9 protein-coding genes are annotated in these 12,962 nt (G+C 68.4%); 6 read left to right on the top strand and 3 right to left on the bottom strand.

All coding sequences use genetic code 11. From position 1 onward, the window contains the following. Positions 1-32: 32 nt before the first annotated feature. Complete coding sequence (rho, locus tag QFZ47_RS27355; RefSeq protein ID WP_307658616.1) at positions 33-1,298, bottom strand: transcription termination factor Rho; 1,266 nt, start codon at positions 1,296-1,298, stop codon at positions 33-35. A 182-nt stretch (positions 1,299-1,480) separates the two neighbouring features. Further along, the gene (gene trxA / locus QFZ47_RS27350; protein WP_012747433.1) at positions 1,481-1,813 is read right to left on the bottom strand and encodes a thioredoxin TrxA; all 333 of its coding nucleotides are present in this window, start codon (positions 1,811-1,813) and stop codon (positions 1,481-1,483) included. 158 nt (positions 1,814-1,971) lie between these two features. Here trxA and QFZ47_RS27345 point away from each other — a divergent pair, with 158 nt between their 5' ends. The 6 genes from QFZ47_RS27345 (at position 1,972) to QFZ47_RS27320 (ending at position 12,140) form a co-directional block, all read left to right on the top strand. Next, positions 1,972-4,563: a PD-(D/E)XK nuclease family protein gene (locus QFZ47_RS27345; RefSeq protein ID WP_307658615.1), complete on the top strand. Its 2,592-nt coding sequence runs from the start codon at positions 1,972-1,974 to the stop codon at positions 4,561-4,563. Continuing rightward, positions 4,560-7,823 (top strand): UvrD-helicase domain-containing protein, encoded by a 3,264-nt coding sequence (locus QFZ47_RS27340; RefSeq protein ID WP_307658614.1) that lies wholly within the window; start codon positions 4,560-4,562, stop codon positions 7,821-7,823. The genes QFZ47_RS27345 and QFZ47_RS27340 overlap by 4 nt, the downstream gene beginning before the upstream one ends. Next, positions 7,820-9,058, top strand: a complete 1,239-nt coding sequence (locus QFZ47_RS27335) for a TIGR03862 family flavoprotein (protein WP_307658613.1) — start codon at positions 7,820-7,822, stop codon at positions 9,056-9,058. Before QFZ47_RS27340 ends, QFZ47_RS27335 begins: the two co-directional genes overlap by 4 nt. Positions 9,059-9,138: 80 nt before the next feature. After that, positions 9,139-11,055 (top strand): galactose oxidase early set domain-containing protein, encoded by a 1,917-nt coding sequence (locus tag QFZ47_RS27330; RefSeq protein WP_307658612.1) that lies wholly within the window; start codon positions 9,139-9,141, stop codon positions 11,053-11,055. Between the two features lie 33 nt (positions 11,056-11,088). Further along, the gene (locus tag QFZ47_RS27325) at positions 11,089-11,535 is read left to right on the top strand and encodes a hypothetical protein (protein ID WP_307658611.1); all 447 of its coding nucleotides are present in this window, start codon (positions 11,089-11,091) and stop codon (positions 11,533-11,535) included. Then, on the top strand, positions 11,532-12,140 hold the full coding sequence (locus QFZ47_RS27320) for an SCO family protein (protein WP_307658610.1): 609 nt from the start codon (positions 11,532-11,534) through the stop codon (positions 12,138-12,140). Before QFZ47_RS27325 ends, QFZ47_RS27320 begins: the two co-directional genes overlap by 4 nt. A gap of 30 nt (positions 12,141-12,170) precedes the next feature. On the opposite strand, the gene QFZ47_RS27315 is transcribed toward QFZ47_RS27320, so the two are convergent. Further along, complete coding sequence (locus QFZ47_RS27315; RefSeq protein WP_307658609.1) at positions 12,171-12,860, bottom strand: winged helix-turn-helix transcriptional regulator; 690 nt, start codon at positions 12,858-12,860, stop codon at positions 12,171-12,173. Positions 12,861-12,962 lie beyond the last annotated feature (102 nt).

Below are 12,962 nucleotides of genomic sequence, written 5' to 3'. Positions count from 1 at the left end.
GGGCCAACGCGCTTTTGCGGCGAGCGTGGTGCTCAGCCTCCGCGACGCATCATGTCGAAGAATTCGACATTGGTCTTGGTCGCCTTCATGTTCTTGAGCATGAGCTCCATCGATTCGATCTCGTCCATGTTGTACATGAGCTGGCGCAGGATCCGGGTCTTCTGCAGGATCTCGGGCGCCAGCAGCAGCTCTTCGCGGCGCGTGCCGCTGCGGTTGAGCTGGATCGACGGGAACACGCGCTTTTCGTACAGGCGGCGGTCCAGGTGGATTTCGGAGTTGCCGGTGCCCTTGAACTCTTCGAAGATCACTTCGTCCATGCGGCTGCCGGTGTCGATCAGCGCGGTGCCGATGATGGTCAGCGAACCGCCTTCTTCAACGTTGCGCGCGGCGCCCAGGAAGCGCTTGGGACGCTGCAGCGCGTTGGAGTCGACGCCGCCGGTCAGCACCTTGCCCGACGAGGGCACGACGTTGTTGTAGGCGCGGGCGAGGCGGGTGATCGAGTCGAGCAGGATCACCACGTCCTTCTTGAGCTCGACCAGGCGCTTGGCGCGCTCGATCACCATCTCGGCCACGTGCACGTGGCGCGCTGCGGGTTCGTCGAAGGTCGAGGCAATGACCTCGCCCTTCACGGTGCGCTGCATTTCGGTCACTTCTTCAGGCCGCTCGTCCACCAGCAGCACCATCATGTGCACTTCGGGGTAGTTGGCGCTGATCGCGTGGGCGATGTGCTGCATCATCACCGTCTTGCCGCTCTTGGGCGGCGCCACCAGCAGGGCGCGCTGGCCCCTGCCGATGGGGGCGATGATGTCGATGATCCGGCCCGTGATGTTCTCGTCGCTCTTGACGCCGTCGCGTTCCAGCTTCATCTGTTCCTTGGGGAACAGCGGCGTCAGGTTCTCGAACATCACCTTGTGCTTGTTCTGCTCGGGCGGACCGTCGTTGACCTTGTCGAGCTTGGTCAGCGCAAAGTACCGCTCGCCGTCCTTGGGCGTGCGCACTTCGCCTTCGATCATGTCGCCGGTGTGCAGGTTGAAGCGGCGCACCTGGCTCGGCGAGATGTAGATGTCGTCTGTGCTGGCCGTGAAGCTGGTGTCGGGGCTGCGCAGGAAGCCGAAGCCGTCGGGCAGGATTTCGAGCACACCGTCGGCAAAGACCTGTTCGCCGGCCTTGGCGCGCTTCTTGATGATCGCGAACATCAGCTCCTGCTTGCGCATGCGGCCGACGTTTTCGATCTCAAGCGCTTCAGCCTGCTTGAGGACTTCAGACACGTGGAGTGCCTTGAGTTCGTTTAAGTGCATGGAATGACCCCTTGCGGGGCAATCGATCGGAAAAACGGGGGGAGGTTTGATGTGAGGCGAGAGCTGCCTCACAAACCGGGGAACTCGAACCGGTTGCCTTGAAGGGGCCGGTGAACTGTGGGAGATTATGACAGCAAAAAACCGTCCGGCCAACGCATTGCGCGCTGGCCGGGTGAAATGCCTCAGGCGAGCTGCTGGTCGATGAAGGCCGTGAGCTGCGCCTTGCTCATGGCGCCGACCTTGGTGGCGGCCAGCTGGCCGTCCTTGAACAGCATGAGCGTGGGAATGCCGCGGATGCCGAACTTGGCCGGGATGTCGCGGTTTTCGTCGACGTTGAGCTTGGCGATCTGCAGCTTGCCTTCGTAGGCGGTCGACACTTCGTCCAGGATGGGGGCGATCATCTTGCAGGGGCCGCACCATTCGGCCCAGTAGTCGACCAGCACGGGCTGGCTGGACTTGAGCACGTCGGCTTCGAAGGAAGAATCGGAGATGTGTTTGATCAGGTCGCTGGCCATGTGATGTGTCCTTGTGCGCAGAGAGTTTCGGTGCAGCTAAAGTGCTGGTCATTGTGACAGAAACCAAGGGGTGGGGTGCCATGCGGGAACGCTATGACACCGATAGCAAAAGCCCTTTGCGCGTCGCGCCTCCACGCTCTCCAACCCCTCGATAGAACATGAACGAAGGCCACCCCGTCCAGGCCCTGTGGTGCGACCCCGCCGACGGCGTCGTCGCGCGCATTGCCGGCGCCATCGCGCAGCAGGGGCTGCACGCGGCGCGCACCGTGGTGCTGGTGCCATATGCGCAATTGATGGGCGTGGCCCACGGGATGTGGTCGCGCTGCGGCAGCCCGGGTTTCGCGCCGCGCTTCGAAACCACGCGCAACTGGGCGCGCAGCGCGGGCGGTTTCCTGCCCACGGGCTACGACATCGCTTTCGACATGGCGCGCGACTTGGTCACGGCCCAGGCGCTGCTCTCGCAGGCCGGCTTTGCCGCGGAGCGCTTCGCGCTGGCCGGGCGCGTGGTCGAACTGGCCTACCAGCTGGCGCCCCTGGCAGCCGCGGCGCTGCCCGAGGTGCGCGGCAGCGAATGGGCGCAGCGCGCGGCCCAGGTGGCCGAAGCGGGCAGCGAGTCGGAATGGTTCCGCATCGAAAGCGCGCTGATCCGCGTCGCGGTGGCCTGGGCCGCCAACTCGGGCTATGCCACCGATGTGCTGCTGCGCGACGCGGTGCGTGCGCAGGTCGATGCGCTGATCGTGCTCGAGGGCTTCCAGTCCGATCCGCTCACGCAGACGCTCTGCACCTTGTGGGGCGATCGCGCCATCCATCTCTCGCTGGTGCCCGCAAGCCCTGCGGCCACCACGGCAGGTGCGCATGTCGCCGCCGATCCCGAAGACGAAGCGGAACTCGCGGCCGCATGCGTGCTGCGGCACCTGGCCGAGGGCCGCGCGCCGGTCGCGCTGATCGCGACCGACCGGGCGCTCACGCGGCGCATCGGCGCGCAGCTCCAGGCGCAGGGTGTCACGGCGCACGACGAAACCGGCTGGAAGCTCTCCACCACGCGCGCCGCCGCCACCGTGATGAGCGCGCTGCGCGCCTGTGCGCACGACGCCGGCAGCGACCAGGTGCTCGAATGGCTCAAGAGCGGCGCCGACGGCGATGCGCTCGCCACCCAGGCGCTCGAGGCTCGGCTGCGGCGCGAAGGCGTGCGCGAGTGGTCCGCCTGGTGCGGCCAGGCCGCGCGCAGCGAGAAGCCGCAGGACATCGCGCTGCTGCCGTTCACCGAAGCCGTCGAAGGCCGCCGCATGGCCATGGCCCGCTCGAGGCCCCTGGCCGACTGGCTGCGCGCCTTGCGCGAGCTGCTCGAGGCCGGGGAGCAATGGGAGCCGCTCGCGGCCGACATGGCCGGCGCCAAGGTGATCGGCGCGCTGTGGCTCGATGCCGATGTCCACGGCGGCGACGACGAATTTCCCGGCGGACGCCACACGCTGGCCGAATTCACGGCCTGGGTGCGCGACGTGCTCGAAGACGCCAGCTTCGTGCCGCCCGCCGGCGGCGAGGCGCCGCAGGTGGTGGTGTTGCCGCTGCACCAATTGCTGGGCCGCGCGTTCGGCGCGGTGGTCATTCCCGGTTGCGACGACCGGCGCCTGCCTGCGTCGCCCGAGCCGCCCGGCAACTGGAGCGCCGCCCAGCGGGCCGAACTGGGCTTGCCCGCGCGCGAAACGCTCGAGGCCGCGCAACGCGCGGCATGGGCCGCGGCCTTGTGCAATCCGTGCTGCGAAGTGCTGTGGCGCCAGTCCGATGCGAGCGGCGAGCCGGTCCGCCCGAGCCCGCTGGTGCAGGCGCTGCAGCTCGACCACGCCTTGCAGATGACTGCGGACCCGCGCACCCCGCGCGAGGTGGCGCTGCAGCCGACTGCGTACCCGACGCCGTCGGGGGCACTGCTGCCATTGCGCAATATCTCGACCAGCGTCTACGAAGACCTGCGCCGCTGCCCCTACCGTTTCTTCGCGCTGCGGCAATTGGGCCTGCGCAGTGCCGACGAACTCGATGCCGAGGTCGACAAGCGCGACTTCGGCAATTGGCTGCATGCCGTGCTGGGCCATTTCCATGAGGCGCTGAAAGAGAAGCCAACCCACGATGCCGCCGAGCGCGTGGCGTACCTCACTACGGCAGCCGAGCGCGCCACGCGCGAGTTCGGACTGTCCGATGCCGAGTTCCTGCCGTTCGCCGCGGCATGGCCGGCGGTGCGGGACGGCTACCTTCAATGGCTTGCCGGGCACGAGGCGAGCGGTGCTGTCTTCGCCGAATCCGAGCCCTGGATGGAACAGCCGCTGGGCAGCCTGCAACTGGTCGGCCGGCTGGACCGCATCGACCGCATGCCGGACGGCCAGGCCTTCGTGATCGACTACAAGACCGAATCGGCCGCTGTCACCAAGGAGCGCGTGAAAGACCCGACCGAAGACACGCAGCTCGCCTTCTATGCCGCGCTGGTGGCCGACGACACGCTGCGCGCGGCCTATGTCAACGTCGGCGAGAAGTCGTCCGGCACGCAGACCGTCGAGCAGCCCGTGGTGGTAGAGGCGCGCGATGCGCTGGTGGCCGGCATCCTCGACGACTTCACCCGCATCGCCCAGGGCGCGGCGCTGCCGCCGCTGGGGGAGGGCGCGATCTGCGACTACTGTGCGGCGCGCGGCCTTTGCCGCAAGGACTTTTGGGAGGTCGAACAGCTTGCACCTTCGACTTCGGATGGAGGGCCTGCGAAATGAACGGCGCCGCCTACGAACACAACGGCCGGCACGTCACGCGCGAGGCCTTCTACACCGTCGCCTGCGATCCACGGCGCTCGGTGGCCGTCGAGGCCTGCGCCGGCGCGGGCAAGACCTGGATGCTGGTGTCGCGCATCCTGCGCGCGCTGCTCGAAGAGGGCGAATCCGCCTGCGAGCCGCACGAGATCCTGGCCATCACCTTCACCAAGAAAGCCGCCGGCGAGATGCGCGAGCGGCTCGACCAATGGCTCGAGCAGTTCGCCGAGCGCAGCCCCGAGGAGCTGGTGCGCGAACTCGTCGTTCGTGGTGTCGAGCCTGCCGCTGCGCTCGCTGCCGTGCCGCGCCTGCAGGGCCTCTACCGGCGCTTGCTCGAAGGCGGCCGGCCGGTGCAGTTCCGCACCTTCCACGCCTGGTTTGCGGGCCTGCTGCGCAATGCGCCGCTGGCGGTGCTGCGCGAGCTTGGCCTGCCCGCGAACTACGAGCTGCTCGAGGACGATGCCGAGGCGCGCTCGCGCACCTGGCGCCCCTTCTTCGAAGCGGTGGCGGCCGACAGGGAGGCGCTGGCCGACTACTACGCGGTGGTCGCCACCTACGGCCGTTCGCAGACCGCCAAGGCACTTGGCGAAGCGCTCACGCGCCGGGTCGAGTTCTCGCTGTCCGACCCGGCGTCGGCGGTGCAGCATTTCAGCGCGCTTCATTCTTCGCTCGAGGAACTGGACGAGCCGACCGGTGCACTGCGCGGGGAGCAGGCCAGGCGCCGCTGGCTCGACCGTGCCGCCGCACTCGGCCGCGAAGCCAACAAGACGCCGCAGAAAGCGGCCGAGGCGATCATCGACGTGTTCGGTGTTGGCGAACCGCCGCAGGACTCGCTCGCTCCCGCGCTGGCGCACCTGCGCAAGAACTTCTTTGTCGCCACCGAAGACCGGCTCAACAAGAACCTGCAGAAATACCCCGCCGCGCAAGAAGCCGAGGCCGAGCTCCAGACGCTCTGCGCCGCACAGGCCCAGCATGCGGCCTGGCTCTATCAGCAGCGCATGACGCGCCTCACGCGCCTTTTGATCTCCGCCTTCGCCGAGGTCAAGCGCGCCCATGGCTGGGTCGACATGAACGACGTCGAGCAGGCCGCGCAATTGCTGCTGGGCCAGTCGGCGTTGTCGGGCTGGGTGCAGGAGCGGCTCGATGCGCGCATCGCGCACCTGCTGATCGACGAGTTCCAGGACACCAATCCGCTGCAATGGCAGGCGCTCTACGGCTGGCTCAGCGCCTACAGCGGCGCGGGCGGCAAGGCACCGCGCGTCTTCATCGTCGGGGACCCGAAGCAGAGCATCTACCGCTTCCGCCGCGCCGAGCCACAGGTGTTCATCGCTGCGAAGAAATTCGTGCGCGAAGGGCTGGGTGGCGAGCTGCTCAATTGCGATCACACGCACCGCAACGCGCGTGCGGTGGTCGGCCTGGTCAATCAGGCGATGCTGGCCGCGCAGGGCGCCGGCGAGTTCGACGGCTACCGCGCACACACCACCGAGCGCAATGACGAGGGCGAACTGCTCAAGCTGCCGCCCATCGATCGCGGCGCCATCGATACGGCAGCGGAGGCCGCGCCCGCGGACGACGGCATGCTGCACTGGCGCGACAGCCTTGTCACGCCGCGCGTGTTGCCCGAGGAGCAACTGCTGCAAAAGGAATGCGAGCAGGCCGCGCGATGGGTCGCGCAGCGCATTGCCGACGGCACGCCGCCGCGCCAGATCATGGTGCTGGCGCGCCGCCGCAACCGGCTGTCCGCCATGCAGGACGCGCTGCGCCAGCGCCACATTCCCGTGCAGCAGCCCGAGAAGAACGAGCTGCACGATGCGCCCGAAGTGCAGGACGTGGTGGCGCTGATCGATGCGCTGGTGTCCCCCGCGCATGACCTCTCCTTGGCGCGCGCGCTCAAGTCGCCGCTGTTCGGCATCGGCGACGACGCGCTGGTGCAACTGGCGCTGCGCCAGCGCGAACAGGCGTCGTCGAGCTGGTTTGCATTGATCCAGAAAGGCGAGGGTCTGCCGGCGGAACTGGTCGAAGCCGGGGCGAGGCTCAGGCAATGGCAGCGCTGGCTCGCTGCATTGCCGCCGCACGACGCGCTCGATGCGATCTTCCACGATGGCGATGTGTTGGCCAAATTCGGCGCCGCCGTTCCTTCCGCCATGCGCCAGAGCGCGCTGGCCAATCTGCGCGGGCTGCTCGCGGCTTCGCTCGAGATCGAGGGTGCGCGCTTTGCCACGCCGTATGCGCTGGTGCGCGCGCTGCGTGCCGGCGGCGTCAGGGCGCCGTCCGTCGCCGTGCCCGATGCGGTGCAGCTCCTGACCGTGCATGGCGCCAAGGGCCTCGAAGCCGACACCGTGCTCATGCTCGATTGCGACGCCCCATCCCCGCGCGCCCAGACCATGGGTGTGTTGGTCGAATGGAAAGGCAGCGACAGCGCTCCCACGCGCTTCGTGTTCCTGGCGAGCGAGAAAACGCCCCCGGGCTGCGCGGCCACGCTGCTCGAGGAAGAGCAGCGCGCGCGCCATCGCGAGGAGCTCAACGGCCTCTACGTCGCGACCACGCGGGCGCGCGAGCGCCTGGTGCTGTCGTCGGTGCAGCCGGCCCGGGCCAACGAGGGCAGCTGGTGGTCGCGGCTCGAATCGATGTGCGAGCCGGTCGAGGCCGACGAGCCGTTGCCCGTGTTGCCGGTGGAGGCCGGGGCCGGCAGCTTCTCGATGAAGAAGATGCCCGTGCTCGCACCTGCGGCCAAGGAACCCGCAGCCATCAGGAAAGCTGCTGGCGGCACCGTCGACGCGCGGGCTGCGGCCTTCGGCCAGGCGATGCACCGTCTGCTCGAATGGGCCTTGCCGGGCGAAGCGCTGCCGCCCGCGCATGTGCGCGCCGCGGCCCGCGAATTCATGCTCGACGCGCAACAGGCGCGCGGCGCCGCCGTGCTGGCCGAGCGCATTCGCGCGGGCGCGGGCGCCTGGGCATGGGATGAGCGCATGATCGACTGGCACGGCAACGAAGTGACACTGGTCCACGAAGGCGAGACGCTGCGCATCGACCGGCTGGTGCGCGAGCGCGCCAGCGGCGCCTGGTGGATCCTCGACTACAAATCTGCGGCGCGTCCCGAACGGGATGCGGAATTGATCGCACAGATGCAGCGCTACCGCGCGGCCGTGCAAGATGCCTATCCCGGTGCCTCGGTGCGCGCCGCGTTCCTGACCGGGCAGGGCGAACTGGTAAATCTCGAATGACTCTTTCCCATACCGTCGCCGTGATCGGCGGCGGACCGGCCGGCCTCATGGCGGCCGAAGTCTTGAGCGCGTCCGGCGTGCAGGTGCACGTCTACGACGCCATGCCCTCGGTGGGCCGCAAGTTCCTGCTGGCCGGCCGCGGCGGGCTGAATCTCACGCACTCGGAACCTTTCGACGTGTTCATGAGCCGGTTCGGCGAGCGCCGTGCGCAGCTCGAACCCATGCTTGCGCAGTTCGGTCCGCAGCAGGTGCGCGAATGGGCGGCGGGCCTGGGCATCGAAACTTTCGTGGGCACCTCGGGCCGCGTGTTCCCGACCGACATGAAAGCCGCGCCGCTGCTGCGTGCCTGGCTGCACCGGCTGCGCGCGGCGGGTGTGCAGTTTCATATGCGCCATCGCTGGCTTGGCGACGCATCACTCGACGCGGCCTCGTTGCGCTTCGCTACTCCGACGAGCGAGGCCATCGTGAAGGCCGATGCGGTGGTGCTCGCATTGGGTGGTGCAAGCTGGGCGCGGTTGGGGTCCGATGGCGCATGGGCGCCGTGGCTGCGAGAGCGCGGTATCGACATCGCGCCGCTGCTGCCTGCCAACTGCGGCTTCGATGGAGCCGGATGGAGCGAGCATTTCGCGAGCCGTTTTGCGGGCCAGCCGTTCAAGTCAGTCGCTATTTCGTTCACCGACAGCCAGGGGCGCCGCTTCGTGCGCAAAGGCGAGTTCGTTGCCACCGCAACCGGCATCGAAGGCAGCCTGATCTATGCGGTCTCGGCCTTGCTGCGCAACGAGATCGCGGCGGAAGGCAGCGCGACGCTGCTGCTCGATCTGCTGCCCGACCGCAGCGCCGAGCAGGTGCTGGCGGCCGTGAAGCATCCGCGCGGCGCCCGGTCGCTCAGCAGCCACCTGAAGAGCCGACTCGGACTGGAGGGCATCAAGGCCGGCGTGCTGCACGAGGCGCTGGGCCGCGAGGCGATGCAAGACCCCGCGCAACTGGCGGCGACGATCAAGGCCGTGCCGCTGCGGCTGGTTGCAACCCGGCCCATCGACGAAGCCATCAGCACCGCAGGCGGCGTGCGCTTCGAGGCGCTCGACGAACGGCTCATGGCCAGCGCGGTGCCGGGCGTGTTCATGGCGGGAGAAATGCTCGACTGGGAGGCGCCGACCGGCGGCTACCTGCTGACGGCATCGATGGCCAGCGGGGCAGCTGCGGCGCGCGGCGCAATCGAGCGGCTGGGTCTTTGAGGGCGTAACTGAATACTTTTGTATTGTTTGTTGCGCGCGCAAGGAATAAGCTGCGATCAGACAAAAATAAAGGAGCAGCGATGACCAGCGTTCCATCGCCGCGCGCCGCGCGCGGGCTTGCTTATGCATCCCTGGTGTTCCTGGTTTGGTCTGGCGGTGACGCAGGAGGCGGCGCCCGCGCGCAGGGCGCAAATCCGACGCTGCCGGGCACGTCCGCATCGGCAAGCAAGCCGGCGCCACCAGACGGACAGCCGGCGACCCTCACCAGTCCGTCCCCCGGCATCAAGTTCGCCAGCCGCAGCGCAACCTTCATCTGGAACAACACGGGTGCCAACCAGTACGGCTTGACGATCCTGTCGGCCTCTTCGGCGACACCTGTGGTGGACGCATCGACAAGTGCGACAACGCTGACGGTGACAAACCTTCCCATAGACGGCGCGGGGCTCGTGGTCCGGCTGCGCTCTCGATTCAAGGGGAAGTGGCTGCCGGCCAACGAGTACCTGTTCACGGCAGCCGGGTACACCGCGGCGCAATCGACCGCAGCGGTGAAGCCCTGGTCCGATCCGATCGCGCTGCCACTCGTGCCCGCATCGGCCGCCAACCTCCCCGACGGCAAGCTGCTGCTGTGGGCAGCCCGCTCGCCCACCAGCTTCAGCACGAACAGCAGCGACGCGTACACCTACACCTCGGTGTTCGACCCCGTCACGCGAAGCGCCAGCCCGCTGGTCGTCACGGCCACCGGCCACCAGATGTTCTGCCCTGGCCTGAGCATGCTGGCCGATGGCAGCGTGCTGGTCAGCGGCGGCAGCGATGCGACGAAGACCTCGATCTACGACCCGGCGCTGGGCGGCTGGGCGACGGGTGCGCAACTCGGCATTGCACGTGCCTACCAGGCGAGCACGACGATGTCCGACGGCTCCGTGTTCACAGTCGGCGGGTCGTGGAACGGCGGGCAGGGCGGCAAGTACGGCGAGGTGTGGTCGGCCGACACCAAGACCTGGCGCACGCTGTCCGGCGTACCGGCCAACATGCCCGATGCGAGCAATGTCTCGAATCCGCCGCTGGCCGGCCCGGACGCGGCCGGGGTCTACCGGGGCGACAACCACATGTGGCTGTTTGGCGCCGCCAACGGCTGGGTATTCCACGCCGGGCCTGCTGCCGCAATGCATTGGATCGACACGCGCGGCAGCGGCGCCATCCTGCAGGCCGGGCTGCGCAGCGACGACCCCTATGCCATGACCGCCAGCGCCGTGATGTACGACATCGGCAAGATCCTCAAGCTCGGCGGCGCGCCCAACCACGACAGCGGCAACGCCTTCAAGACCGCCTACATCATCGACATCAGCGCGGGCGCGCCGACGCCGCCCACGGTGCGCAAGCTTTCGCCGATGGCCTATGGCCGAACCTTTGTCAACAGCGTGGTGCTGCCTAACGGCGAGGTGTTCGTGATAGGCGGGCAGACGCAGCCCGTTCCGTTTTCCGACTCCTACAGTGTGCTGGCGGCCGAACTGTGGAGCCCGGAGCTGGAGAGCTTCATCACGGTGCCGCCGATGCAGAAACCGCGCAACTATCACAGCGTGGCCCTGCTGCTGCCGGACGGACGCGTGCTGTCGGGCGGCGGCGGGCTGTGCGACTGTGCGGGCGATCACCCGGATGCGGAGATCTACACGCCACCGTACCTGCTGGCGAGCGACGGTTCGCCGGCGCCCCGCCCGGCCATCACGACCGCGCCGGCCAGCGCCACATGGGGGAGCCAGATCGCCGTCGCGACCGACCGCGCGGCGGCCCGCTTTGCGCTGGTGCGCATGGCATCGGCCACTCACTCGGTCAACACCGATCAGCGCCGCATCCCGCTGTCATTCACGGGCACGGCAGGCAATAACTACCAGTTGGGCATTCCGACCGATCGCGGGACGGTGCTGCCGGGCAACTACATGCTGTTCGCACTTGACAGCAGCGGCGTGCCGAGCGTGGCGAGCACCATCAACATCCGGTAGCGGCCGGTGCGCTTCGCGAAGCCGAGGCTTTCGATGATGATGCTGGCACTGGCGCTCGGAACCGCACTGGCCGTTGGCCCGGCGTGGTCCGGAAAGCCTGAAGTCGCCGAGGCTTTCTCGGTGGCGCGCGGCGCACGCCTGTTCGATGGCACCGAGCCACTCGCAGGCACGCTGTCCGGCCACAGCGCGCCGCTGCCGGGCGCAGCGACGCGCTGCATCCAGTGCCACGCGGGCCCCGGCAAGTCCACTGCCGCTGTCTCCGGTTTCGCGCCGCCGCTCGACCGGCGCCAATTGCGCGAAGTCCTCCCGCGCCGCGGCGGCCCGCCCGTCGCGTACGAGCACGCATCCTTCTGCCGCACGCTGCGCACCGGCATCGACCCGGCCCATGTCACGCTGCCCCGAGCCATGCCGCGCTTCGATGCCGACGAAGGCCAGTGCGCGGCGTTGTGGGACTACCTGACGCAAGCCCTTTCTCAATGAACCCAATGAACGCGCGGGGCCCCTTCATACACTCGCGGGTTGCATCCCGCGGGCGCCGGCGCCTGCTTGCCGCCGGTGCACTGGCCTGGCTGGGCGTGCCTCCGGCCCGCGCAAACACCAGCATCGGCCCGGTGCTCCCGGCGGTGTCGGCTCCGGCCCTGCCGCTGCGGCGCCACGACGGCGCCACACCGATGCTCGCGGCGCAGTTGCGAGGCGCCCCCACCGCCGTTCAATTGATGTTTACCGGATGCAGCACGGTCTGCCCGATCCAGGGGGCCTTGTTCTCGACGCTGCAGGCGGCATTGCTGTCGGAGCGCAACACGGCGGTGCACCTGCTGTCGCTGAGCATCGACCCGCTGTCCGACGGCCCTGTTGCACTGAGCGCCTGGTTGCGGCGCTTCGGCGCAAGGCCAACGTGGAGCGCGGCGGCGCCAGCCCCTGAGGCATTCGAGTCGATGTTCTCGCTGTTCACGGGAGGCGCGGCAGCGGGCGACCGCCATACCGGCCAGGTTTATCTGTTCGATCGTCACGCCCGGCTGGTCTGGCGAACCAGCGAGTTGCCGCCGACCGAAGAGGTCATGGCCGGACTACGGCAGATGGGCTAGTTGGACGCAGCGGCTGCGGCGGGGAAGGCCTCAGAGTCGCGCTGCGACCCGGGTGTCGGCGAAAACGCTGCGCCCGAGCCAGCGCCAGAGGTCGCGGGTATCGGATTCCGTGCCGATGACGCGCAGGCGCCGCTCGAGCAACGCAGCCTCGGCGTCGAGATCGCCGGTCCAGATCTCGGTCAGCGTCCGCACGGTCGATTCGACGATCAGCGTCGGTTCCTCGCCGGGGTTGTCGCGGCAGAGGTCGGCGCTGCCCTGGTCGACCACCAGCCACCAGCGCCGCTCGCCCTCGGCTGCGTCGGTGAAGCGGAAGTGGATCACGATGCAGCGCGCGCGAGGGCACTCGTCGATCCGCACGAAGCGGCGGACGTCCCACATCAGGAAGCCGGCATCCAACTGGTCGCGCTTGAGCCGGCTGCCGATCCAGCGCGCGCCCCAATGGCCCAGCGCCATCACGATCGGGCGCAATTCCTCGCCCGCTGCGGTCAGGTGATATTCGGCCATGCTGCCGTCGCCCTGAACCCGCTTGACGACACCTACTTCCTCCAGCTTGCGCAGGCGCTGTGCCAACAACGAGCCCGACATGCGCGGCACGCCGCGCCGAATGTCGTTGAAGCGCGTGCTGCCGCACAGCAGCTCGCGCACGACCAGGGGCGTCCAGCGCTCGCACAGGACCTCGGCGCCGCGCGCCACGGTACAAAACTGGCCGTAGTCGATCATGGTGCCAATTTAGTCCTTGAGGCGAGCCGAGGCCAGTACAAATTCTGGACTGGCGAACCTCGGGCTGCGCTGCCATTCTTGAGACTCCCTCACTCGATGGAG

This window comes from Variovorax paradoxus (assembly GCF_030815975.1).
GTDB classification, from domain to species: Bacteria; Pseudomonadota; Gammaproteobacteria; order Burkholderiales; family Burkholderiaceae_C; genus Variovorax; species Variovorax paradoxus_N.
This window is presented reverse-complemented; position numbering and strand designations above follow the sequence as displayed.

Excerpts from the sequence above, each read along its gene's own strand:
- rho (WP_307658616.1), bottom strand. The coding sequence starts at position 1,298 with ATGCACTTAAACGAACTCAAGGCACTCCACGTGTCTGAAGTCCTCAAG.
- trxA (WP_012747433.1), bottom strand. The coding sequence starts at position 1,813 with ATGGCCAGCGACCTGATCAAACACATCTCCGATTCTTCCTTCGAAGCC.
- QFZ47_RS27315 (WP_307658609.1), bottom strand. The coding sequence starts at position 12,860 with ATGATCGACTACGGCCAGTTTTGTACCGTGGCGCGCGGCGCCGAGGTC.
- QFZ47_RS27345 (WP_307658615.1), top strand. The coding sequence starts at position 1,972 with ATGAACGAAGGCCACCCCGTCCAGGCCCTGTGGTGCGACCCCGCCGAC.
- QFZ47_RS27320 (WP_307658610.1), top strand. The coding sequence starts at position 11,532 with ATGAACCCAATGAACGCGCGGGGCCCCTTCATACACTCGCGGGTTGCA.
- QFZ47_RS27340 (WP_307658614.1), top strand. The coding sequence starts at position 4,560 with ATGAACGGCGCCGCCTACGAACACAACGGCCGGCACGTCACGCGCGAG.
- QFZ47_RS27325 (WP_307658611.1), top strand. The coding sequence starts at position 11,089 with ATGATGATGCTGGCACTGGCGCTCGGAACCGCACTGGCCGTTGGCCCG.
- QFZ47_RS27335 (WP_307658613.1), top strand. The coding sequence starts at position 7,820 with ATGACTCTTTCCCATACCGTCGCCGTGATCGGCGGCGGACCGGCCGGC.
- QFZ47_RS27330 (WP_307658612.1), top strand. The coding sequence starts at position 9,139 with ATGACCAGCGTTCCATCGCCGCGCGCCGCGCGCGGGCTTGCTTATGCA.